The organism is Longimicrobiaceae bacterium (genome assembly GCA_036375715.1).
GTDB lineage: Bacteria > Gemmatimonadota > Gemmatimonadetes > Longimicrobiales > Longimicrobiaceae > DASVBS01.
The window spans coordinates 40455-64301 of the sequence record DASVBS010000060.1 but is presented as its reverse complement, the minus strand read 5'-3'; the positions used below and the strand labels follow the sequence as shown (position 1 = coordinate 64301).

The 23847-nt window shown below is 68.1% G+C and carries 22 protein-coding genes; 3 read left to right on the top strand and 19 right to left on the bottom strand.

Annotated features, from left to right (window positions below):
• Window positions 1–2: 2 nt before the first annotated feature.
• The 10 genes from gnd to VF167_11460 all read right to left on the bottom strand — a co-directional run bounded on the left by gnd (window position 3) and on the right by VF167_11460 (window position 12214).
• On the bottom strand, window positions 3–926 hold the full coding sequence (gnd, locus tag VF167_11505) for a decarboxylating 6-phosphogluconate dehydrogenase (protein HEX6926037.1): 924 nt from the start codon (window positions 924–926) through the stop codon (window positions 3–5).
• A gap of 106 nt (window positions 927–1032) precedes the next feature.
• On the bottom strand, window positions 1033–2652 hold the full coding sequence (locus tag VF167_11500) for an O-antigen ligase family protein (protein ID HEX6926036.1): 1620 nt from the start codon (window positions 2650–2652) through the stop codon (window positions 1033–1035).
• Window positions 2653–2744: 92 nt separating this feature from the next.
• Window positions 2745–3884 carry a transaldolase gene (gene tal / locus VF167_11495; protein ID HEX6926035.1) on the bottom strand — a complete coding sequence of 380 codons (1140 nt, stop codon included), beginning with the start codon at window positions 3882–3884 and terminating at the stop codon, window positions 2745–2747.
• A 285-nt stretch (window positions 3885–4169) separates the two neighbouring features.
• On the bottom strand, window positions 4170–6251 hold the full coding sequence (gene tkt, locus VF167_11490) for a transketolase (GenBank protein HEX6926034.1): 2082 nt from the start codon (window positions 6249–6251) through the stop codon (window positions 4170–4172).
• A 56-nt stretch (window positions 6252–6307) separates the two neighbouring features.
• Window positions 6308–7813, bottom strand: a complete 1506-nt coding sequence (locus VF167_11485) for a gluconokinase (GenBank protein ID HEX6926033.1) — start codon at window positions 7811–7813, stop codon at window positions 6308–6310.
• An 85-nt stretch (window positions 7814–7898) separates the two neighbouring features.
• A complete protein-coding gene (locus tag VF167_11480) occupies window positions 7899–8378 on the bottom strand; it encodes a PRC-barrel domain-containing protein (protein HEX6926032.1) in 480 nt (159 codons plus the stop codon).
• Window positions 8379–8531: 153 nt separating this feature from the next.
• Window positions 8532–9023, bottom strand: a complete 492-nt coding sequence (locus VF167_11475; protein ID HEX6926031.1) for a c-type cytochrome — start codon at window positions 9021–9023, stop codon at window positions 8532–8534.
• A 160-nt stretch (window positions 9024–9183) separates the two neighbouring features.
• A complete protein-coding gene (locus VF167_11470) occupies window positions 9184–10086 on the bottom strand; it encodes a zinc ribbon domain-containing protein (protein HEX6926030.1) in 903 nt (300 codons plus the stop codon).
• On the bottom strand, window positions 10083–11117 hold the full coding sequence (locus VF167_11465) for a tetratricopeptide repeat protein (protein ID HEX6926029.1): 1035 nt from the start codon (window positions 11115–11117) through the stop codon (window positions 10083–10085). Before VF167_11465 ends, VF167_11470 begins: the two co-directional genes overlap by 4 nt.
• Before the next feature lie 11 nt (window positions 11118–11128).
• A complete protein-coding gene (locus VF167_11460) occupies window positions 11129–12214 on the bottom strand; it encodes a tetratricopeptide repeat protein (GenBank protein ID HEX6926028.1) in 1086 nt (361 codons plus the stop codon).
• Between the two features lie 174 nt (window positions 12215–12388).
• Between VF167_11460 and VF167_11455 the strand changes: the two genes are divergently transcribed.
• On the top strand, window positions 12389–12685 hold the full coding sequence (locus VF167_11455; protein ID HEX6926027.1) for a hypothetical protein: 297 nt from the start codon (window positions 12389–12391) through the stop codon (window positions 12683–12685).
• Window positions 12686–12733: 48 nt separating this feature from the next.
• Here the strand turns inward: VF167_11455 and VF167_11450 are convergent, their stop codons facing one another.
• A complete protein-coding gene (locus tag VF167_11450) occupies window positions 12734–14065 on the bottom strand; it encodes a hemolysin family protein (protein HEX6926026.1) in 1332 nt (443 codons plus the stop codon).
• Between the two features lie 44 nt (window positions 14066–14109).
• Entirely contained in the window at window positions 14110–14373 is a 264-nt protein-coding gene (locus VF167_11445) for a hypothetical protein (GenBank protein HEX6926025.1), read from the bottom strand.
• A 280-nt stretch (window positions 14374–14653) separates the two neighbouring features.
• On the opposite strand from VF167_11445, the gene VF167_11440 reads away from it, so the two are divergent.
• Together VF167_11440 and VF167_11435 are read left to right on the top strand one after the other, a co-directional pair.
• The gene (locus VF167_11440) at window positions 14654–15400 is read left to right on the top strand and encodes an alpha/beta fold hydrolase (protein HEX6926024.1); all 747 of its coding nucleotides are present in this window, start codon (window positions 14654–14656) and stop codon (window positions 15398–15400) included.
• Window positions 15393–16184: an alpha/beta hydrolase gene (locus VF167_11435; protein HEX6926023.1), complete on the top strand. Its 792-nt coding sequence runs from the start codon at window positions 15393–15395 to the stop codon at window positions 16182–16184. Before VF167_11440 ends, VF167_11435 begins: the two co-directional genes overlap by 8 nt.
• Before the next feature lie 46 nt (window positions 16185–16230).
• Here the strand turns inward: VF167_11435 and VF167_11430 are convergent, their stop codons facing one another.
• The 7 genes from VF167_11430 to VF167_11400 all read right to left on the bottom strand — a co-directional run bounded on the left by VF167_11430 (window position 16231) and on the right by VF167_11400 (window position 23839).
• Window positions 16231–17040: a DUF3108 domain-containing protein gene (locus VF167_11430; GenBank protein ID HEX6926022.1), complete on the bottom strand. Its 810-nt coding sequence runs from the start codon at window positions 17038–17040 to the stop codon at window positions 16231–16233.
• 9 nt (window positions 17041–17049) lie between these two features.
• Window positions 17050–17814 (bottom strand): glycosyltransferase family 2 protein, encoded by a 765-nt coding sequence (locus VF167_11425; GenBank protein HEX6926021.1) that lies wholly within the window; start codon window positions 17812–17814, stop codon window positions 17050–17052.
• A gap of 86 nt (window positions 17815–17900) precedes the next feature.
• On the bottom strand, window positions 17901–18797 hold the full coding sequence (locus tag VF167_11420; protein HEX6926020.1) for a lysophospholipid acyltransferase family protein: 897 nt from the start codon (window positions 18795–18797) through the stop codon (window positions 17901–17903).
• Window positions 18798–18802: 5 nt separating this feature from the next.
• A complete protein-coding gene (gene rfbB, locus VF167_11415; protein ID HEX6926019.1) occupies window positions 18803–19834 on the bottom strand; it encodes a dTDP-glucose 4,6-dehydratase in 1032 nt (343 codons plus the stop codon).
• Window positions 19835–19881: 47 nt separating this feature from the next.
• Window positions 19882–20958, bottom strand: coding sequence for a glycosyltransferase family 9 protein (locus VF167_11410; protein ID HEX6926018.1), 1077 nt, complete (start codon window positions 20956–20958; stop codon window positions 19882–19884).
• Window positions 20955–22733, bottom strand: a complete 1779-nt coding sequence (locus VF167_11405; protein ID HEX6926017.1) for an asparagine synthase-related protein — start codon at window positions 22731–22733, stop codon at window positions 20955–20957. Before VF167_11405 ends, VF167_11410 begins: the two co-directional genes overlap by 4 nt.
• A complete protein-coding gene (locus tag VF167_11400; GenBank protein ID HEX6926016.1) occupies window positions 22730–23839 on the bottom strand; it encodes a glycosyltransferase in 1110 nt (369 codons plus the stop codon). The genes VF167_11405 and VF167_11400 overlap by 4 nt, the downstream gene beginning before the upstream one ends.
• Window positions 23840–23847 lie beyond the last annotated feature (8 nt).

The window sequence follows — 23847 nt, the reverse complement described above, 5'->3', positions numbered from 1 at the left end:
CATCAATCCCTGCCTTCGCCCGGCGGGCTCTCACGCACGGCGTGGCCCCCGAACTGGCTGCGCAGCGCGGCGATGACCTGGGCCGAGTAGGATTCCGCCTGGCGTGATCGGAAGCGGCTGAGCAGTGAAAGGGTGATGACCGGTGCCGGCACGTCGAGATCCAGCGCCGTCTCGACCGTCCATCGCCCTTCTCCGGAGTCCGCCACCCATCCCCGGATGCGCTCGAGGTCCTGGCCCTCCTCCGCGTAAGCGCGCTCGAGCAGCTCGAGCAGCCAGGACCGAACCACGCTTCCCTGGTTCCAGAGCGCGGCGATCGCCCGCAAATCCAGCGGAAACTCTGAGGCGTGCAGGATCTCGAACCCCTCGGCGTAGGCCTGCAGGAGGCCGTACTCGATCCCGTTGTGCACCATCTTGGTGAAGTGGCCCGCCCCATTCGGCCCCACGTGCAGGTAGCCGTTCGGCGGAGCGAGCGTGCGGAAGATCGGCTCACAATGGGCGAACGCGTCCGCCTCGCCACCCACCATCAAGCAGTATCCGACCTCCAGCCCCCATACGCCCCCACTGGTGCCGGCGTCGAGCATGCGCAGGCCGCGCTCGCGCAGGAGGGTGGCGCGCCGCTTGGTGTCGTGCCAGTTCGAGTTGCCGCCATCGATGAGGATGTCGCCGGGGGCCACGACGTCCGCCAGCGACAGCAGGGTCTGCTCGGTGGCATCCCCGGCCGGCACCATCACCCAGAGCACGCGAGGCGGCTGTAGATGATCGACGATCGCCTGGAGCGACTCCGCCGGCTCCGCGCCGGGCAGCTCTCCGATCGTTCGCGTCAACTCGGGGTCGAGATCGTACACCACCACGCGGTGCCCGCCTCGCAGCAGGCGCTCCGTCATTCTGCCGCCCATCCTGCCCAGGCCGACCATCCCCAGCTCCATTCCGCTCCTCCCTCTGAGTACCGCAGTTGGAATCGCCGATATTTTCGACGGCGTGACGGCCAGCGGCGCCGCAATTTCACTGCCGATGGGGGCGCCGGACGCCTCCTCAGTCGCAGCTCCTCGCCAGGCTTCGCGCCGAGGCCGAGTTGGGAAAATACCGTAGCGCGGCGCCGGCGTGTCGGCAGCGCCCTTCCGAACCCCGGCGATGATTGCGGGCCGCCGCAATCCTCACGCGGTAGTTTCCCGGGTCAAGCTTTGCGGCCATCTCCAGGCGCTCGGGGCTCGGATCGCCGACAAAGATCGTCATCGCCGAGAGGGAGCCCAGGCTACGCACCGCGGCTGCAGAGGCGCCGAGGGCGAGCAGCAACACCACGATCATCTTCAGCGCGGCCGGAGCTGAAACGCCGCGCGCCGTCTCGGGGCTCCACAGCGCACCGAGGGTAGCCCACACTAGGAGCGTGGGCCATCCCAGCAGCAGGACGGCATCGAACATCCCGGTGGTGACCGTCGCCGCCACCACCGCCACACACGCGATCGCGGCGAGTCCTTCTTCCGAGTCGCGAGCGGTGCGCAGCCTCCGCCAGGCCGCGACCACGAGCCCCACGCCGCCCAGGACCAGCAAGCCAAACCCGAGCAGCCCCCGCTCACTGACATACGCCACCCAATCGCTGCTCGGCCAGGGGTTCGCGGTCAGCCCTGCCTCCGTCCGGTCCAGCGAGGGATCGTTCGCCTCGGCATGCTCCGCGTAATGCACCTGCCAGTTCCCCGGTCCGGCGCCGAGCACGGGATAATCTCCGAGCAGCTTGAGGGAACTCCGGTACTGGAGCAAGCGCCCGCGGCCGCTACCGTCACGATAGTTCACGACTCCGCGGGCCGTCTCCAGGTAGGGCGATTCGGAACGCCATTTCAGCGCGTTGGGCAACGAGACGGCGCCCGCCACCCCTCCCAACGCGAACACCATCAACAGCGCGGTGCGCAGCAGGTATCGGCGGTCCCGCCGGACCGGACGCGAGAGCAGAGCACCCACCGCGAGCACGAGGAGTGCGACCGCCATCCCCAGCCACGCGGCGCGCGAGCGGGTCAGGATCAACGCCCACAGCGCGATCGCCGTTCCCGACGCCCCGATCACGAAGCCGAGGTTGCGCCACGCGCGCAACGTGGTCAGCAGCAGGACCGGCAGCGAGAAAGAGACGAGGTGCGCCACGAAGTTGCGATTTCCCAGCGTCCCGCCGGGCGACCGGTTCAGCGAAAAGAAGTCCGATCTGACGCCGTACGCCTGCAGCAGACATGCGATCGCGGTGATGACTGCCGCGAGGGCTGCGCCGAAGAGCACCCGGCGAGCCAGACCCGCTTCTCGCAGGGCGCGCGCACACCAGAACACCAGCACCCCCGACACGCTGATCCCGAGCGCCCTCAGCGCCGCCCACGGGTTCGTCGCCAGCGCCGTCGAGACCGCGCTCACCACCAGGAATCCCAGAAGAAAGAGGTCGACCCGCGTGACCGCGAGGGACCTCACGCTGCCCACCAGCAGAAGTCCTATCGCCGCCGCGGTGACGTGGAGCACCAGCTCCTTGGGGACGAAGAATCGATCGAGGTCGAACTCCCGGTAGGTGGCGGCGACCAACACGGCCGCGGTGCATCCGATCTGGAGCAGCCGGACGGCCGCACGTTCTGCCCGGGTCGGCTGGCGGGCAACGGCAACTTCAGGAAGTGGGGCGATCAGCATGGTTGGTCGGGCCTTCGGAGCGGCCACCGCGCACGCGTCGGCCCCGGGAAGCGAGCGCTGCCGGGGCCGATCCGCGGTGCCGCCGCGAGGGGTCAGTCGCCGGCGGCGACTTCGGTCAACTTCTCATCGATCTTCTCCAGCATATGCCGGAAGGGCTCGACGAACTTCTCCACCCCTTCGACCTGCAGCTGGTGGGTGACCCCGGCGAAGTCGATGCCCAGCTCTTCCAACTGTGAGATGACGCGGCGCGCCCCTTCGATGTCCTGGTCCACGGTGCGCTGGGCGATGCCGTGATCGGCAAAGGCCTCCAGCGTCGCCAACGGCATCGTGTTCACTGTGTCCGGGCCGATCAGCTCCTCCACGTAGAGCACGTCGCTGTACTCCGGGTTCTTGGTGGAGGTGCTGGCCCAGAGCGGCCGCTGCACCTGGGCTCCCTTCTCGCGGAGGGCGCCGAACCGCGGCGATCCGAAGATCTCCTGGAAACGACGGTAGGCGAGCTTGGCGTTGGCGATGGCACCACGGCCGAGCAGCGAGCGTATGTGCGCGCGCTCCTCGTCCGAGGTCGCGTTCGCCGCCTTCGCCTCTAGCAACTTGTCCACCGCCGTGTCTACCCGCGAAACGAAGAACGACGCCACCGAAGCGATCCGGTCCAGCGGCTGTCCCGCGCTGGCACGCCGCTCCAAAGCCGCCAGGTAGGCCTCCATCACCCTCTCATAGCCCTCCAGGGAGAAGAGCAGGGTGATGTTGATGTTGAGCCCCTCGGCGAGCAGCTGCTCGATCGCGGGCAGGCCCTCGTCGGTGCCAGGCACCTTGATCATGACGTTGGGCCGGTCGACCATCGACCACAGCCGGCGCGCCTCCGCGATGGTTCCCTCGGTGTCGTGAGCAAGCTCCGGGGAGACCTCCAGCGAGACGAAGCCGTCGGTCCCCCCGGTCTCGTCGTAAATGCCGCGGAAGAGGTCGGCCGCGCGCTGGATGTCCGCGATGGCGAGCGTCTCGTACACCTCGAGCGCCTCCGCCCCCTCCGCCGCGAGCATCTCCAGCTCGTCGTCGTAGTCATCGCTGCGGGCAATGGCCTGCTCGAAGATGGCGGGGTTCGAGGTGACCCCCCGTACCGAGCTCTCGCGGATCAACCGCTCCAGCTCGCCATTGTCCAGAATTCCCCGCCGGATGTAATCGAGCCACACGCTCTGTCCCAGGCGGGTGAGCTCCTGCAAAGGGCTAGTGGTCATGGGTCAAAGGGGGAGAGAGGGATGCTATGAATTGCGAATTACGAATTACGAATTACAGGTTGTCAATCTGGAATTGTGTCAGCCTGCCATCTGAGCGGAGCCCGGGAGCGGCGCAGCGAAGGATCGCAAACCGAGATCCTGCTCGCCCGCGCTCCTTCACTTTGCTCAGGATGACAGAGGCCGAGCTCGCAATGATCGGGGCGGCGCCGTCGGTGACAGGCACGCTGCTGCCGTAATTCGTAATTCGTAATTCGTAATTCAAAACTCAAAATTCAAAATTAAATATTAGCTCTCGTCCGTTCCGTGCCGTGTCGGCCCGGCGGCCGCGAGGCCGCGCTCGAGCTCGGGCTGGGAATCTTCGAGGCCGAGGGCGCAGCGCGCCTTGTTGACCACGTTCTCGGCGGTGAAGCCCAGTTCCTCGAAGATCTTCTTCGCCGGCGCGGACTCGCCGAAGTGGGTGAGGGCGATGATCTGCCCCTCCGGCCCCACCCAGCGGTGCCAGCCTATGGGGCCGGCCGCCTCGATCGAGACGCGGGCGCGCACGTGGCTCGGCAGCACCGATTCCTGATACTCCTTCGGCTGACGCTCGAACAGGACCCAACTCGGCATGCTCACCACGCGCGCGGCGATGCCCTGCCGCTCCAGCGTGTGGTACGCCTCTACCGCGACTGCCACTTCCGAGCCGGTGGCGATGAGGATGACCTCCGGTTCGCCGCGGCCGGCGTCGGCCAGTACGTAAGCTCCTCTCCGCAGGTTCTCCGCGCCCGCGTACTTCGTCCGGTCCAGGATCGGCAGTGCCTGACGGCTCAGCGCCAGGAACACCGGGCCCTCGTCGTACTCCATGGCGAAGCGCCAGGCCTCTACCGTCTCGTTGGCGTCACACGGCCGCAGGTCGACCAGGCCGGGAATCGCCCTCAGCGAGGCGAGCTGCTCCACCGGCTGGTGGGTGGGCCCGTCCTCCCCGAGTCCCACACTATCGTGAGTGAACACATAGATGACGGGCTGCTCCATCAGCGCCGCGAGCCGGATGGGCGGCCGCATGTAGTCGGAGAAGATCAGGAAGGTGCCGCCGTACGGCCGCACTCCCCCGTGCACCGCCATCCCGTTGAGGATGGATCCCATGGCGTGCTCGCGCACGCCGAAGTGGAGGTTGCGGCCAGCGTAGTTGCCCGCCTGGAAGCTCTCCGCGCCCTCGATGAGGGTGAGGTTCGATTCGGCCAGGTCCGCCGATCCCCCTACGAGCCAGGGGACCCGTTTGGCGATCGCGTTCAGAACCTTCGCCGAGGCTGCGCGCGTGGCCGGTGGCTTGTCCTGTGGATCGAAGCTGGGAAGGTCCGCATCCCACCCCTCCGGCAAGCGACGCTCGAGAGCCGCTCGGAGCGCGTCTGCGTCATCGGGAAAGGCTTCGCGGTACCGCTGCCAGCGCTCCTCCCAGCGGGCCTGGGCTTCGCGGCCGCGTTCAACCTGTCGGCGCATATGGGCGAGCGCCTCCTCCGGCACGAAGAAGGGCTCCAGGGTCGGCCAGCCGAGGTTCTGCTTGGTCAGGCGGACCTCTTCCTCCCCCAGCGGCGCACCGTGCGCCTTGGCCGTGCCGGCCTTGTTGGGCGACCCGTACCCGATCACCGTGCGGACCGCGATCATCGAGGGGCGGGGATCCGCCTGCGCCGCGCGGATCGCGGCATCGATCGCCTCGAGGTCGTTGCCATCGTCGACCCGCGCGGTGTGCCACCCGTACGCGTCGAAGCGCTTGAGCACGTCCTCGGTGAAGGCGAGCTCCGTGGATCCCTCGATGGTGATGGAGTTGTCGTCCCAGAAATAGATCAGCTTGCCGAGCTTCAGGTGACCCGCCAGCGACGCGGCCTCGCTCGCGACCCCTTCCATCAGGTCTCCGTCGGAGCAGATGGCGTAGGTGTAATGGTCGATCACCTCATGCCCCGGCCGGTTGAAGAGCGCGGCGAGGTGCCGCTCCGCCATCGCCATTCCGACGCCGTTGGCGAAGCCTTGCCCCAGCGGACCGGTGGTCGTCTCCACGCCGCGCGTCATCCCGTATTCCGGGTGTCCGGGAGTGACGCTCTCCCACTGACGGAATTCCTTCAGGTCCTCCAGCTCCAGGCCGTAGCCGCTCAGGTACAGCAGCGAGTAGAGAAGCATGGAGGCGTGACCGGCCGAGAGGATGAAGCGGTCACGATCAACCCATTTCGGATCGGCCGGGTTGTGCTTGAGATGCCGCGTCCATAGGACATACGCCAGCGGGGCGAGCGCCATGGGAGTGCCCGGGTGTCCCGAGTTGGCGGCCTGCACCGCGTCCATCGAGAGCGTCCGGATGGTATTGATACACAGCTGGTCCAGCTCGTTCTGGCCGGGCATCTTTGCAGGTCCTTTCTTGAAGCGTCCAGGGCTGTCCTCGAATTTCCGTCCTCGGTCTAGCGATCGGACCAGGTGGCCAGCACTTCCAGGAGTCGTTGCTGTCGTGCGGCCGCCTCACAATAGACGGCGTGACGGTCGGGATCGGGCTCCAGCCGCCGTGCGACCGGGGGGGCGAGCTCGCGCAGCCCCTCGATGAGACCCAGGCTCCGCAACGCCATCAAGGCGGCGCCGCGACTGGTGTCCTCCCGTTCGCCGGTGAGGACGACCGGTCGGTTCAACACATCCGCCAGGATCTGTGTCCAGGCGGGGGAGGAATAGAGCGCGCCCCCGCTCGCCACGACTTCGCGGACGGGGCCGCCGACCTCCTCGAGCCGCTCCGCCACCCGGGCAATGCGATAGGCCACGGCTTCCATCCATGCCCGAAGGATCTCCTCCGGACGCGTGACGTCGCTCATCCCGACCATCACCCCCTCCCGTTCCATCTGCCAGCCGGGACCCCGTTCCCCGCGCAAGAAGGGGAGCACCGTGAGGCCGTGGCCGTCCGGCGGCAGCACCCCTACCCGTGGGTCGGATTCAGCCGTCGTCCCCACGCGCAGTGTGCGGCGAAGATAGTCCAGAGCGTTGCCACCATTGGAGAGTGCTCCGCCCGCCACCCACCAGCGCCGGTCGAGACGATAGCACCAGAGCGCCTCCGGAATGCTCACCCGGCCACCGGGCTGCCAAAGCGCTCGAACCGCGGCACTCGTCCCGACGGTGACCCCGAACCGTTCCGTTCCTACCGCCCCGCTTCCAGCATTCGCGCACGCACCGTCGCCGAGCGCCGGAAACCAGGGAATATGTGCAAGCTCGGGCCAGCGCTGCGCGTACTCCGGTCGCAGGCCCGACGCCGCTTCGTGTGCATCCACCAGTGGCGACAGCTGCCGCGGGTCGATCCCCGCGACCTCGGCGGCCCGCTCATCCCAGTCGCAGCGATGGACGTCGAGCAGCCCCGACCCGGAGGCCATCGAGATGGAGCACCGCCGCACCCCGAGCAGCCGCTCTTCCAGGTATTCGGGAAATGATACCCAGGCCGCAGTCCGCGCGAAAGCATCGGGGTCGTGAGAGCGCAGCCACACCAGGCGAACGAGCGGATAGCTGGGGTGGAGGAAGCACCCGGTCCGTTCGTGGATCGCCCGCTCTTCCACCTGCGCGCGCAGTGAAATGGCCGTGTCGGAAGCACGCGTATCGCCCCACCCGAAGACCGGAGTGGACGGCATTCCGGATCGATCCAACCCCATCAGGCTGTGCCAGAAGGCGGCGATCGCAACGGCCACGATTTCGAGACGCTCCGCGCGCGCCTTCGCGACCGCGGCGTCCAGGACCTGCTCTACCTCCGCGAGCAACCGATCTGCCTCGCACTCCATCGCCCCCTCGGGCTCGGATCGCCAGCGGTAGCGCCGGCGCATCTCCTCGCCGGAGGGCAGGCTCTCTCCGGTCGCATCGAAGAAAGTCGCCCGCACGGACGAGCTACCCACGTCGAGCACCAGGACCCGCTCGGCGCCGGTTGGAGTGCGATTGTGCATCGCGATGTTTCGTTGTGGACGCCCTGCCGGAACGCCCCCGGCCTGCCGGGGGCGTTGGGATCAGGGCCCGGCGACGATGCAGCGGCTACGCCATCGGATTGCCCCGGCTCTGGCGTCGAGCCGAGTAGAAGCGGTCGGGGTCGTAGAGGTCAGAGGCGTAGAAATCCGTGTCGTCTCGCGTGCCGACGTTGTCGCGATCGTAGCGGCTCCGCAAGTCGGTTTCGTACTCTCGCGTCAGCGGCGAATGGTCATACAGGGGAAGCGCGGCGATGTCCGCGGCGCTCAGCTCATCGACGATCACCCGGTCATCCGACTCGGCCAGCCGCGCATACCCGATCGGGACCAGGATGTGCCGGTCCTCCCCAGCGTCGAAATCGCTCGTCAGGTCCACGTCCAGGTAACGAACCTTCATCGCGTCCGTATCCACGAGGAGGTCATCGACCTCGCCGATTCGCGTCCCATCGGAAGCGAGCACCTCCCACCCGCGCACGTCGGGGTCTCCCTCCGCCACCTCGAAGTCTGGAAGCTCGTCCAGAGGCACCACCCGGTCGAACTCGTCGCTCATGATCGCCTCCATGAAATCGGTTTGCAGTCAGGGGCGGAGCGACGTCGCAACAGTCGTACCGAGCGACACGTAAATCTCTGAAATGACGTAATTTGTGCGTCTAGCGGAGCCGTCCGGGCGCGAGGACTCCAGCTTCCGACAACTAGTGGGCGCTCAGCGCCGGCGCGGCGGAGAGCGCTCCGCCGGTGGCACCGAATCGGGCGGGGACGGATGGGAGATGGCGTAGACGTACGCGGCCACCGCACGGAGGTCGGCGTCGTCGAACTCTCCGCCGCCCATCGGGACCATCGGAACCGGGTAGTCGAGCGGCTGCGGAACGCCACTGCGGATGATCTGCTCGATGGACGCGAGGGACCCGTCTATGTGGACCCAGACCGTGTCCCGCAGCGACGGACCGAGCTGGTTCCCCTGGCCGTCCAAACCGTGACAGACCGCGCAGGGGAGGAAGAGCTCGCGACCGCGCTCGACCTCCTCCTCGGTCAGACCGGGCGGTATCGAGCCGGCCGCGTGCACCGGAGTCGACGGCTCCAGGTCGGCGGCGAGTCCTTCCTCTGTGTCGGCCCCCGCCCGTACCTCGCACCCGGCGAGCAGAGCCGCGAGCACCCCTGGCAGGACGAACCACCTCCCCGACCTCCTTCCAGCCACCTTACGCACCTGACCAGTTCGCTTTCGTTGATGATTTCCCCCAGGGGCACCCCTCGATGGCGGCCCCGAAACGGTGAGGGAGAAATTCGAGAATTCCGCCACGCAGAAGGCCGCGAGGCAGCGTGCGAGAAGGCGCAAGCGATGTTCCCGTCACGATGGGTCAGGCGCCTGCGGCGGGCGGGAGGGAGCGCCGGGTCCCACAGCGGATGCAGAAGCTCCACTCCGGCTGCAAGGGCGTGCCGCAGCGCTCACACGGCAGGACAGTCTGATCAATCCCGCAATACGGACAGAAGCGAAGCCCCTCGACCTCCGGAAGGATCTGGCCGCAGCGAACGCATTCGGCCTGCATGACCTGCGGACGCTGCGCGTCTCCCGAATCCCTGTCCGGAAACGGCGCAGGCGAGTGCCCCGCCACGCGAGTGGCATCGGCCGGAGCGGGTGACGGAGCCGGGTAATCGAGCGGAGGAAGCGGGCGCGGCTCACCCACACTGGCCTGGTCCGACGGGTCTTGGCGACTCCTCGCGGGCCCGCCCGCAGCATTCCCCACTCGGGGTGCATTTCGGCCGCCGACGTCGCCGGCGGACTCACGCGCCGAGACCTCGTCAGCCGCGTCGTCGGAGTCTTCCTGCAGAAAATCGGTGACCGGCCGGACCGTCTCCTCCTCGGTTCCTTTCGGCGCTGTGCCAGGAGAGTCCGCGTCCGCGGCAGCGGACGCGCGCAGCTCCTCCCCGGAGCGAAGGAGCACGACCGGGCTCGCCGCGTAGTCTCGATAGATGCCGAGGATGGGGTTGGGAGATCGGAGCTCGGCGGCCAGCTCCGACCGTACCGTCTCATCGGCCACCCGCAGGAATTCGCCTTCTCCCGCGAGCAGTTGAAGCAGGGCGTGCTCGTACTCGGCCAGCTCGAACACGCCGAGCTCCGAACGAACCGCCCGATAGGGAACGAGGTGCTGGTAGACGTCGCCGACCGTGATCTCCTGGTCGTGTCGGACGCCGCCCTGACGAAGCGCCTCCAGCAGCCGTAGGTAGAGACGCTCGGCCAGGTTCATCGCGCTCAAGCTCACGGCGCGGCGGCAGAGTCGACTGGAAGGGCGAGCCGCGGACGCAGGGCGGGCGGCGCCGTTTGCACGACCCGCTCTGCGGCGTCAGGACGCCCGTCCTCGCGCAGGGCGGTGACCAGGCCTATCCAGGCCGTTTCCGAGTCGGGATCGAGCGAGAGAGCGGAGCGGAAGCGACCGACCGCCTCGGCCGGGTGACCCGTGTCGATCAGCAGGAAGCCCAGCTCCACGAAGACGTCGGGGTCCTCGGGCGCGAGCTCGAGCGCCGTGTCGAGCTGAGCGGCCGCAAGGTCCGGACGCTCCAGCCGCCGGTGAATCCGGGCCAGGTAGAGGCGCGGGGTAGGATCTTCCGGGTTCTCCTGGGCGAAGCGCCAGAAATGCGATGCCGCGTCCTCGTACGCGCCCATGCGGAAGAGAGTGATTCCTTCCTCGAGCTCGCTGCTGTCCCCCGGCGCAGCCCACCACACGCCAAGGGCCACGAGCAACACGATCACCACGCCTGCCAGGGCCAGCTGACCCTTCGGCGGGGTGCTCGCCATGCGCCTGCGACGCCGGGGAGGGCTCGCGGCCAGGACGCTGGCCTCCTCCTCGAATTCGTCGACTGTCGGGCTGGGAGCGGGGACCGGCGGATGCGGACGATTGGCCTCCTGCTCGAGGCGGTCCGCCACCTGGTAGGCGAGGGTTGCGTCCTGCGGCGAGAGCGGAGCACCACCGCGCAGGCGTTGCCGGACCTCGAGCAGGTCGTGCACGGCAGCGGCGAGCTCGATAGAGATCTGGTCGTGCTGGCGGAGCTCGGCGAGAACCTCGTCCGCCCGCAGCTCGTCGGGCGCCAGGGCGCGCAGTCTCACCTGCAGGGCAGCGCCCGGGTAGTCGCGGAGGAGGCGCCGCAGCGACATCTCGACCGCGGCGGCTACCTGTATGACCGCCGCCCGGCTCTCTTCTTCGGTGAGCTCACCCGAACGGAGCGCCGCCGTCGTGGACGCGACATTCCGGAGCGGGCGAAGCGCGGATTCCTGATCCTCGGTTCCGGCCGCCACCCCGCCTCCTTTCAGTCGTCGATCTCGAGCAATCCCATCCGGGCGCTCTCGCGCAGGAAGCTCTCCGGATCGTCGCAGGGAATCTCACACCCGGTCAGGCTGCGAACCCGGTTCGCCGCCTGCTCCATGAAGGAGGCGACCGATTCGCCGGGTCCAGCGAGCTCGTCGGCCATCCGCGCGACGATCTCGTTCCAGGTTCCGGTGAAGAGCCGGCCGTCAGCCGTGCGGACGCGGTGGATCTCCGCCTCGGGCCGGCCCGGCGCGATCACCGTTAGCGCGGCCCCCGCGTCGTTACCCGCGTCCTCGAAAGCCGCCTCGACCTCGGCGAGCAGGTGATCCACGGCATCGGGCTCGGCCTGCAGCTCCAGCCAGCGGTCACGCCAGGGGGCGAGCGACGGATCATCCTCGGTGAGGCCGTCGAGACTGCACTTCAGCTCGATGAACCGCCAGAGCGAGAGGGGATCCCAGTGCTCAGCGGGAGGCACCCGCTCCATTTCGCGCAGCGACGACTCCAGGTCGCCCCGCTCGAAGAGCAGATGAGCAAGGTAGATGCGAACCTCGTGAAGGTCGGGATCGAGGCGAAGGGCCGCGCGAAGCTCCCGTCGCGCGCCGAGGTCATCGCCCAATGCATGCAACGTGTAGCCCAGCGCCGCGCGCACTTCCGCGGAGTTCCGGTGCTTCACCGCCAGAGCGGCCAGCCGATCCCGGGACTCGCGGAAGAGGCCTTCCCGATACAGGGCCCGGCCGATCGCCAGCCCCATCTCGCAATCGTCACCCAGCCCGAGCTCCTCCACCCGTTGGAAGGCGCGCAGCGCCTCGTCCACCTTCCCGAACTTCAGCAGCGCCTCGCCCAACCCGACCCAGGCGTCCTCGTGGTCCGCGTCGAGCAGCAAGCCCTCGGAGAAGCTCTGGTACGCCCAGACGTACTCCTCGCGAGCGAGGCGGACGTAACCCAGCCCCACGTGCAGATCCACCGCCTGCGGATACCGCTGAATCCCCTCCTTCAGCACCTCGAGCGCGAGGTCGTACTCGCCGGCATCGTAGTACTGATGCGCGCGCTCGTCGAACTCTTCAGAACTCAGGAATGAATACGTCATCCAGTCAGTCCTCGGGTGGCGAAGCACTGAAGCGGAAATCCCCAGTCGCGGGGCCGGCGGGTGGGGCTAAGTATAACGGAGGCCCGCGCTCCGTACCACCCCCGGAGAGGTGGCACGGGGTTGCGAACTCCCAGCCCCAGGACCATCTTCTCGCCGTCTCGAACCGCGAACGAAATGTTCAACTGGCTCCGTCGAAGGCGGCTCAGCGCCGAGGCACGCAGGAAGCTCCTGCTTCTCTCGGCCCGTGCCGAGGAAGCGCTCATCGAGACGCATGCAAACAATCTCCTCGACCTGCTGCAAACGCTCGGGGAGGAGGTCGACCTGGATCGAGGGATCGAGCTGTACGCGGAGATGGTCTCCCTCGACGAATCGATCGCCAACTCGGTGACGAACCGGGTGCTGACGCGCCTGGAAAGCCTGCAGGAGCGCGGCGGGCGCGAGGCAAGGCGGTTCAAGCACATCTTCCGCTGATCGCTGCCGGACGGGTGGGGATCAGGAGGGTTACCCTCCTGGGGCCCGTCATTCGTCCGCGGCGACCTCCTCCACCACCGGAGCCGCACGCGTCAGGCGCACCCGCAAGACGCGGCGATCCTCGATCTCCTCCACCACCAGGGTGACCGCGCCGTCCTGGCCGGGGGCATCGATCTGGTCTCCGGGCACCGGCACGCGGCCCAGCGCCCCGAAGATGTACCCGCCGATCGTGTCGTAGTCTTCCTCGGGCAGACCCAGTCCGTAGCGCTCGTTGACCTCCGAGAGGGAAACTCCACCGTCGATCAGCACGTCGCCCTCCGGGGTCGCCGAGAAGTCGGGCTCGGAGACGTCATACTCGTCGTCGATCTCGCCGACGATCTCCTCCAGCAGGTCCTCCATCGTCACCACGCCATAGGTGCCGCCGAACTCGTCGAGGACCACCGCGAGGTGCACCTTCTGCTGCTGGAACTCCGCCAGGATGTCGTCGACCGGCTTCGTATCCGGAACGAAGTAGGCCTCGCGCATCACCTCGCGGATGTCGAAGGGTCGATCCCGGAAGCGATCCGGGTCGGCGAGCAGCGGGATCAGGTCCTTCGCCAGCAGCACTCCGACCACGCTGTCGATGGTGCCGGAGTAGACCGGCAAGCGCGAGTGACCCTCCTCCACGACCACCCGGATCAGCTCCGGGAGGGTGATGTCGACCGGCACGGCGACGACGTCGATGCGTGGCGTCATCACCTCGCGGGCCACGGTCTGCGAGAATTCGAAGATGCCGTGGATCATCTCCCGCTCGTCCTCTTCGACCACTCCCTGCTCGTGGCCGCGCGCCACCAGAATGCGGATCTCCTCGGGCGTGCGGACGAGCGGATGGAATCCGGACTCGGTCACTCCGAAGAGACGCGCCACCGCCGAGACGAGCTTCGACAGCGGCCAGGTCACGAGGCGGAGCCCCGTCTCCAGCCAGCGCAGAGGCGGCAGGACCACGCCGGCGACTCGAGCTGCTCGGTGGATCCCCACCAGCTTGGGCAGCAGCCCGCTCAGGGCGGCGTGGAGCAGAACCGCCATAGCGAAGGCCAGGACGACCACGCCCACCCGCGTGCCCGACGCCGGCCCGCTCCATTGGAGCGAAGCTCGCGCGAGCAGGAATCCAACCAGCATGGTCGTGAGGCTGCTCCCGATCTGCGCCGTGAGCAGCAGGCGATCCGGCGAATTGATCACGGGGAGCAGGCGGTCCGCCCTGGAGTCTCCGTCACGCGCCTCCTGCTCCGCCCGCGAGCGATGCAGGGTGAGCAGGGCGAATTCTGCGGTCACGAAGTAAGCGTTCGCCGCCAGGAGTGCGAGAACGAAGAGGAAGGTGGGTAGTACTATGTCGGGGTCCATGGTGCTCTGGGGCCCCGGCGTTCCGGAGCCCCTCGGGGGTCGGATCAGGCGGCGGCCGCTTCCGACTCGGCCGCTTCGCCGCCAGCCTCCGTTTCCGCGGCCGTCTGCGAATGATCGATCACCGGGCTGCAGAAGCGGAGACCCATCGTGCGTAGCTCGCTGAGCTGGTCGCGCGTCAGGTCCGGATACCGCTCGGCGATGTACTCGATCGTGTCATCCATCCACTCCACCTGGTGCTCCGGCAAGGCCTTCAGGACGCCACACCGGTGGATGTGACTGAAGAGCTCGTCTCTTGCCCTCTCTACCACGTCATTACGTCCCGTTTGAGTCAAAAGCCCCCCTGTAGCTGGACGCGCTCTCCCGTCGGAGCGCGAAATTTGGAAATTGTTTGAACTCCAAATATAACAGTTACGGCACTTTCCGCCAACCTCTGAAGCCCCTTGGGGCTCGAGCTTTGCGAGAGGATCGCGAGCGATCACCCCGCGATTTCAGGATCGTCGTATGGCCTCGCAACCAGTTCCCGCCGACACCGGAGCCGCAGCCTGGAAGAGCAGGCGACACACGGCGTCCGCCGTGGAGCGGGCTCGGATGTCCACCCGCGTCCGGGGCTACGACATCCACTCGCTGGAAGCCGGATCCGCCGGGGACCCCCTGGTGCTCCTGCACGGCCTCTCCGGGTCCGGGCGCTGGTGGGAGCGCAACATCAACGGACTCGCCACGCGGCACCGGGTGCTCATTCCGGACCTGGTCGGCTACGGACGTAGCCCCCTGGCGGGGCGGGTCCCCACCCTCGACGCAATGGCCGATCTCCTGGCGTCCTGGCTGGACGTGCTGGAGATCGAGCAGGCCGACGTCGCGGGCCACTCGATGGGGGGACAGGTAGCGATTCACTTCGCTGTCCGCCACCCCCAGCGCCTCCACCGCCTGGTGCTGGTGGACGCAGCGGGCATCCCCCGCCCCACCACTCCTCGCCACGTCGCCCGCTTCGCCCTGGAGATCGCGCCGCTCTGGCGCTGGGGCGATCCGTCGTTCCTCCGCGTGATCGTCGGCGACGCGTGGACGGCCGGCCCGCGAACCCTCCTCCGCTCGATCGGACACATCCTGCGCGACGACGTGCGCCCCCTGCTCCCGAGGATCCAGGCTCCCACCCTCATTCTCTGGGGAGAGCGGGATAGCTGGGTGCCGCTCTCCCATGCCCTCGAGTTGCGGCAGGGCATCCCCGACTCGTCGCTGGTGATCCTCCGTGGGGCGGCGCACATGCCGATGGTGGATCGGCCGGAAGCCTTCAACCGCCTCGTGCTCCGTTTCCTGCAAGGTGAGCCGGTCGGTGCCTGACGGCCGCGTGGAGACGAGCCAGCTCGGCGCCTGCGCAGCCGAGTGGACGAAGGAACGGTGGATCACGGTGGAGCGCTGGCGCGTTCGCTATCGCGAAGCCGGGACCGGGCCGACGATCGTGCTGCTGCACGGCCTCGCCGTGTCGGCCGACTACTGGTGGCGAAACGGGCCGGCCCTCGCGGCCGCCGGCTACCGCGTGCTCGCTCCTGACCTACCCGGGTTCGGCCGCACCAACGGCCCTCCCGCGGGACTCTCCATTCCGGAACAGGCGACGGCGCTCGACGCCTGGGCGCAGCGGATGCACCTCGAGCCGGCCGTCTACGTCGGTCACTCGCTCTCCTGTCAGACCGTTCTGCAGCACGCCGTCTGGCAGCCGCGTCGGGTGGCAGGGCTGGTCCTGGCGGCGCCCACCGGTGATCCCGCGAGGCACCGCCTGTTGCGGCAGGCCATCGGTCTGCTGCGCGATGCGCCGCGTGAGTCGTGGAGGCTGAAGGTGGTGGTGGCGCAGGCCTATCTGCGCGCCGGCTTCCGCCGAGCCTGGAACACCTGGGTCGCTGCCGCGCGCAACGACGCGCTGGCCCTGGCGACAGACGCGCGCTCTCCCGGGGTCGTCTTGCTGGGAACCCGTGATCCGGTGGTGGGGAGAGACTTCGCCGCAGCCCTCGCGGCGAGCCTTCCCGGGGGCGAGCTCCGCTGGATCGAGGGCGGCTCGCACGCCGGCATCTACGACACGGCGCGCGAGTTCAACGGGGAGGTGGTGAGGTTTACGCGCTCGGTGCTTTGACCAGGCCGGGGGGTGTCGCTCCGGACGGGCAAGCCTCAGTACGCCCTCAATACCCTCCCGGCCGGCTCAACACCTCCCCCGGCTTATACGAGGTCATGTGCAGGCTGAGGGAGCCCACCAGGGGGACCTTGCTGCGCATCTGCACCATCAGGCGACGCGGATCGTCGGTGAAGTAGACCTCCGCTTCGCCCCCCTCGCCGAAAAGCCCGTCGGTCTTGATGATGGGCCGTACGACCACGGTGTTGAAGGTGCCCGCGGGTACCTTCACCGTCTCCTTGCGCAGCACCTCCAGGATGACCGGATTGCCGTCCGCCTTGAAGTAGCGGTCGAGCACGTACCGGTCGCCGACCTCGAGTGGCAGCGTGCGCGCGTAGTAGAGGAACGAGACGTCGTCCAGGGGTTGATTGGTGGGTAGCTGCCCCCGGTCGTCAGAATTCACCCGCTCGTAGCGCCGCTCCTCGGGGAAGAACTCGTAAGTGCGGTTGCGCCGGAAGCTCAGCTCGCGCTGATTCTGCTTGAAGCGGCGCGAGAAGAGCCCCTCCACGTCGATCCAGGAGTCGAAGCGGTCGTCCACGCGCATGAGGGGAAGGCCCCCCGAAACCCGCAGGCTCGCATGATAGGTCTGGTGGCCACGGACGGTGTCGAGGCCGACGACCTCCATCGATCCGCTCCCGACGGAGACCCCGCCCAGCTTGACCTGGTACTCAGCCCGCTCGCCGGTGCCGAATGGCACCACCGCCGGGCGCGGCGGTCCCGCGCTGGATTGCCACGCGCGCGACGCCTCGGGGGTTCCGCCGAGCAGGAGCAAGGCGAGCCCCGGTGCACCGAGCCATCGAACCGCATTCTGAATACTCATCACTCGTAATCATCCCGCTGCGTCGACGCCGGTGACGGAGGAAGGCGGAGTCTTTCTGCTGCGCGCGACTCCCCAGACCTGCACCAACGTGTCCCAGGCACGGAAGCGCGTCTCGCGCAACCGCCGAGGCTGCCGGTCAGCGATCTCCGCGCCATCCACCCGGCGGGCGTATGGCGCCACCGCGAGCAGCAGCTCCACGTTGGCAGCCCACCCCTCCCGCGAGAGGAGCGGATCTCCGTTCCGTTCGGCGAGGGCTTTCTTGAGCACCGCCACGCGGTAGGCACGAAACCCGGAAACCGGATCGCGTGCCCCTTCCGGGAGATCCGCGCGACGAAGGATCCACGGTAGCGTCCTGCGCACCCACTTGAGAACGCGCGGGGCCGTGGACGGGACCACACCCGAGGTCGCCTCGACCACGTCCGCACCGCCCTCGATGCGCTTGACCAGGGCCGGAATCTCCTCGGGGGGATCGCTGAAATCCGCCTGCAGCGTGACGACGACGTCACGCCGCGGGTGTGAAGCGCGGCCGACCGCCTCGCGAATCAATCGCTCGACCGAGGCCGCGTAGCCGAGCCGCTGATCGCTGCGCAGAACGCTGAGCGGCAGGACCCGGAGATAGGGCGCCAGCACATCTTCGGTCGAATCGGTGGAAAAATCGTTCAAGACGAGGAGCTCGTAATCCCGCCGGAACTCGCTCATCACCTGTCGGATCTTCCACAACAACACCCCGATGGTGGCCGCCTCGTTGTAGGCCGGTATGCAGATATAGATCAAGAACTATTTCGAATTCGATCTGCGGTGATCCGTCGAACTAGCCGTCGGGCACGCGACCGTGCGGAACTGATACGAGGACCCCGAGGTCAAAGTTCCGGAGGCGGAGGAGTCTTCCAGCGCTTGTGGAACCAGAAATACTGGCCTGGATCCTTGCGGATCTCCGCCTCCAGATGCTCCGCAAGAAGGGCCGTCAAACGCCATTCATCCGCCTCCTGGTCTCCCGTCCGCAGCAGGGGAAGCCGGGTCCCCTCCACCCGGTAGCGGCCGTCGGGGAGACGTCGGGCGATCGAGGCGAAGACGGCCGCGCCGAACTTCAACGCGAACTGAGCGGGACCGCGAAACGTGGAAGCCGGTCTCCCGAAGAACGGCACCCACACACCCTTTCCCCGGGCGTCCTGGTCGGCGACGATTCCCACCACCCCTCCTTTCTCCAGCAACCTCGGCACCTGCCGCGCCGCCTTGCGCATCGTGATGGTCCCGATCCCCAAGCGAGCCCGCGCCTCCTGCACCATCCGGTCGACCAGGCGATTGCGCTGCGGCTTCACGATCGCGGAGATCGGCACACCGCGCGCCGCCACCGACGCCGCCGCCACCTCCCAGTTCCCATAATGCCCGGTGACCAACAGCGCGCCTTTCCCCTCGGCCAAGGCCGCCTGGACCTCCGGCCAGGTAGGAACGTCGGTGAGGGCGAGCACCTCCTCGCGGCTCATGCGCGAGAGCCGGATCATGGTCACCACTTCCCGCCCCAGGTGCTCGTAGGCCTGGCGCGCCACCCGCTCGATCCACTCCTCGTCGGCCTCCGGAAAGGCAATCCGCAGGTTCTCGAGGACCGTCTTCCGCCGGATTCCCAACGGCTGCCGCACCAGCCGCCCGATCGCCCTGCCTACCGAATCGGCCGCGCCGGGCGGCAGGTGGGTGATGCCGCCCTCCAGTGCTCGCGCCAGGAGATACTCCACCCGATCCTGAACTGTAGGTCGCGCCATCTCCGTCAGCGTGCACTCCAGCCGGCGATCATCTCCGCGCTCTTCCGGTAGACTCCCTCCTGCACATGCCGCCACCATGCGGCGTTCTCCCGATACCACTCGACGGTGGCGGCGAGCCCCTGCTCGAAGTCGAAGCGCGGCGCCCAGCCGAGCTCGCCGGCCGCCTTACTGAAATCGATCGCGTAGCGTCGATCGTGACCGGGCCGGTCCGGCACGAACTCGATCAGCGATTCGGGGGCGCCCAGCGCCCGCACGATCGCCCTCACGACATCGATGTTCCTGCGCTCGCTCGCGCCTCCGAAGTTGTAGACCTCCCCCGCGCGCCCGCGCTCCAGCGCCACCAGCACCCCGCGGCAGTGATCCTCCACGTGGATCCAGTCGCGCACGTTCTCCCCCCGCCCGTAAACCGGCAACTTCCGGCCCGACATCCCATTCACGATCATGAGCGGAATCAGCTTCTCGGGGAACTGGTACGGGCCGTAGTTGTTGGAGCAGCGGGTGATGACCACGTCCATCCGGTGGGTCCGGTGGTAGGCCAGAACGAGGTGATCGGCCCCGGCCTTGGTGGCGCTGTACGGGGAGGACGGAGCCAGGGGCGAGCGCTCGGTGAAGGGCGGGTCGACGGGACCGAGATCCCCGTACACCTCGTCGGTCGAGATCTGCACGAAGCGCGACACACCGGCCGCCCTGGCGGCGTCGAGAAGCTCCTGGGTTCCGGCCACGTTGGTGCGGACAAAGGCCGCTGAGCCCTCGATCGAGCGATCCACGTGGCTCTCCGCGGCGAAGTTCACCACCACGTCCACCTCCGCGCCAACCAGGATCTCACGCAACCGATCCCCCTGCGCGATGTCGGCGTGCAGGAACCGATACCTCCCCGCCTGCTCCGCCGCCGGGGCCACGTCGGCGAGGTTCTCCGGATTACCCGCGTAAGTGAGGGCGTCCAGGTTCCAGATCTCCCACGCAGGACGCTCCTCGAGCAGCAACCGGATGAAGTTGCTGCCGATGAAGCCCATCCCTCCGGTCACCAGGAGTCTCACGAGGCGAAGTGCGGTTGGGGTTGTGGGGGTCGCATGCGAGCCACTGCTCAGCGCTTCACGGTTCGTGGGTAGCGCTCGCGGGCGCGCTCCACCCGCTCCAGAACGTCCTCGGGGCGGATGCGCTCCATCCTTTCCTGCTTCGGATCGAAGCGCGAGGGATCCGGCGCCTCACCGGGATCCGTGTATTCGTCGATCCAGAGGTCCTCGAATCGACGGTACGGCCCCACGCGCCAGGGGTTGGTATGACCGTACAGTCCGATGACCGGTACGTCCAGCGCGCGGGCGATGTGCACGGGGCCGGTGTCGGGAGCGATCACCAGGTCGCTACCCGCCAGGAGCCAGACCAGACGCCGGACCCCATCCCCGAGCGCCCACACCACCTCTGTGCGGGCGGTCGACTCGATCTCCTGCGCGATGTTCGTCTCGCGCTCTCCGGGGCCGCCTACCAGCAGCACGTGATAACCGAAATCCTCACGCAGACCCTCTGCTACCCGCGCGAACCGGTCGGGAAACCAATCCTTGCGCGAGTTGGCACTTGCCGGGACGAGTGCCGCCACCGGATCACCGTTGAAGCGCTCGAAGAAGGAGGCCTGCGCGCGACGTTCTTCGGACGTGAGCTCCAGGCGCCATTCGATCGGATTTCGCGGCACCCCCAGGTGATCGAGAAACTCCAGGAACATGTCGACCGTGTGGCTACGCGGCCGCGGAGCGAGGTGTTCGTTGACCGCGAGCCAGGTGCCGTCGCGACTTCGTCCTCGGTCGAACCCGATGCGGCGCGGGGCTCGGGACAGCAGCACCGGCCAGATGCTCTTGAAGTAGTAGTTGAGGTTCAGCGTCAGATCGAACTCGCCTCCCTTCAGGGCCTCCCGTAGCCCGAGGAGCCCGCGCACTCCCTTCTTCTTTTCGTATACGACGATACGGTCGACGGCAGGGTGACCGCGCAGGACGCCGGCCGGCATCGGCTCCGCCACCCAGGTGACGTGCACGCCGGGCACGTGGCGTTTCAGGGCGTTCGCCACCGGTAGGCCCATGACGACGTCGCCGAGCCCGGTGAGGAGGACCAGGCAGATCCGCTTCCCCGCGAGCTCAGCAATGGCCAAGGAGTCGCTGCCGCTCCGGCTCATGCCGCGGTGCGGTGGTAGAGATGGACCATCTGCAGGAAGCCGAGCTGCTGTTCCGGCGTCCAGCGGCTCTGCGCCTCCTGCCTCTTGCGGGGGTCGAGCCCCGGTTGGAAGAGCTCGGCAAACGGCGTCTCCTCGAGCGCCATGGCCGAGCGTCGGCTGTGCATGGCCGGAGTGGCGACGAGCTGCGACAGCTCGGGCCAGGGGCCCTGGACCCTGCCGCGCTCGCCGGCTAACCGGTCGCGGAGCATGCGCGCCCACTTCACGCCCAGCCCCAGCGGGACGTTGGCGATCGGGCCGAAGTACGGGTACTTCGAGCGGCCGTGTGGTACGAACCACGACGGGGCAAGGAACGGGCGCATGGCGCGATGAAAGAGCAGCCGCTCGCGCTTCCACAACTGCGGCACCGCAGCGGCGATCTCCAGGATCTCGTTGCTGACGTACGGCTCGTAGCTGCGGAACAGTCGTCGACTGCCGTGAATGTTGGAGCCGGTCGCCCGCATGCTGAAGGGCCAGAGGACAAGCCACTCCGCCGCGGAGAAGGGGCGCATGCGGCGGATCAGATCGCGGTGAGCGTCCCGCCGGCGCTCCACCTCGCGAAGCAGGTCTTCCCGCAGGCCGGCGGCGTTGGCGATGATCGGCGGGTGCCGCTCGCCCTCGAGCGGTGATGCTCGGCGGACCAGCCGACGCTTCGGCCGATGAGCGTAGTTCGCCTTCAGCAACGAGTCGGATAGGTAGCCGTCGAAGACGATCGGCAGCTCGTCGAGACGTAGCGACCGATGCAGCCCGTACCCATGGACGTCGGTGTAGCGGTGCTGCGTGCCGAGCATGGGGGCCACCAGCTCGTAAGCCAGGTAGTGGTCTGCTTGCCGCTGCCCGAAATGCAGGTGCGCTCCGTAGATCTCCGCGATCCGACGGGCTATGCGGAACTCGCGGTTTTCCCAGTCGCCGAAGATGAAGGCGTCCACCCGCACCGAGCGCGGAATGGCGCCGAGCACTGCGCGCGAATCCTCGCCCCCGCTCAGCAGCAGGCCAACCCCCTCCCTGCCCTCACAGCCGCGCTGGACCGCGGCCCTGAACGCGCCGCGCAGCGCACGCGCTGCTCGTCCGGCATAGCGGGTCGGCTGTTCCATCGGAAACCAGTAGGTCTGCTCCGGGCTCTCCCATCCCGATCGATTCCAGCGCCGCGCGGAGGCGGGCGGGAACTGCACGACCCCGTCATAGAGCGTGCGCGGGTAGGTGATGGTGGAGTGCACCGTGAAATCCGCGGCGGATACCAGATCGATATCCCCGACCCGGGCCGAGGCCACGGCGACCGCGTCCACATGCGACCCCAGCACCAGCGCGCTCTCGTCGTCTTTGGGCGACGCGTGGAAGAGGGGAATGAACCCCATGCGATCGGTGAGAACGTCCGCGACGGCCGCAGTCCTGTCGATGGTCAGGGTGGCGAAGGGGCCGTCGAGACGGGATGCCGCGGTCGTGGCGCCGCGGGTCTCCAGGAGGAGCTCATGCACCGCCTTGCGGCGCCCCGGGTCGAGCACCGGGGCGGCAGTGAACCCGGCCGTGCCATGAAGCACCGGCCAGCCGAGCAGGACGGTAATCCCGTTTTCATCGGCGACCAGCGGCTGCACGTCGTGCGGGCACGCGGCCACCGCCAGCGATCCCCACGGGCCGTGCTCCTCGATGATGGAGGCGGACACCGACTCCAGGAAGCTGTTCAGAATCGTCCGCAGCTCGCCCTGGGGGCGTGGACGCGAGGAATACAGGAAGTCGCTCATCGCGTGAGCATGGAACCGCTGGGATTCATTCCGCCGGTGAGGGCCGCCTCCCAGCGGTCCAGCAGGAGGTCGAAATTGAACTCGGAACGGGCGCGGGCGCAGGCCGCCTCACGCATTTCTGCCAGCCTGGTAGGCGAGGAGATCACTTCGTGGAGAACGGTTGCGAGCTCCTCCTCGGAGAAGGTTTCCAGCACCACGCCGGGGCGGCGGCCGTCCGGCTCGGCGTGGAGGGCGTCAGCCGCCCCGCTGACGGGTGTGCTGAGGACGGGAACACCGGCGGCGATCGCCTCCAGCATGGCGTTGCTCATTCCCTCGCGATCCGATGAGATCACCATCAGGTCGAGGGCGGCGTACACCGGCCAGGGATGTTCGCGATGCCCGAGGAAGTGGACCCGGCCGCCGAGGCCGAGGTCACGGGAGAGCTGCTCGAGCGCGGCCCGCTCCGGACCATCGCCCGCAATGACCCCGTGCACCTCGGGAGAAAGGCGCGACAGCGCGCGCAGAAACCGATCGAGGCGCTTCTGACTGGCCAGCCTCGCCACCACTCCAATCAGCGGGGCGGCGGGTGGAAGGCCCAGCTCAGCCCGCGCGGCGGCCCGCGACGGCAGCTCAGGCGGCGACGGTGCTGCGTTCGGGATCACCGTCACCCGTCCGGAATCCTCTCCGAGCAGGTCTACGAAGGGCCCGCGCATCCGTTCAGCGGTCACCACCACGAGATCCACACCGTGGCGGAGGGCATAGCGATACTTCCACGCTCGCGGGACGTCGCTCTCGAGCCCCACGCGCGCGACCACACGCGGAATGTGCCCGATCCGCGCCGCGAGAACGGCGTGAAACAGCTTCTTGTACGTCCCCACGATCAGCACGTCCGGCGGCGCGTTGCGCAGGTGGAGACCGAAACGCACGGCGTCGAAGATGGCGACGTCGCCTCCGATGTGCGCGATGCGGGAAGGCACGCCCATGCGCGCTGCTCCTTCGGCAACGACCGGCCGGTTGCAGTAGAGCAGCACCCGGTGCCCACGGCCCTGCAGGCCCGCGAGCAGACGCGCGAGCGCGAGCTCCGCGCCCCCCCAGATGCGGGCACCGTTGTGCGCCGCGACGAACATCGCGCGCT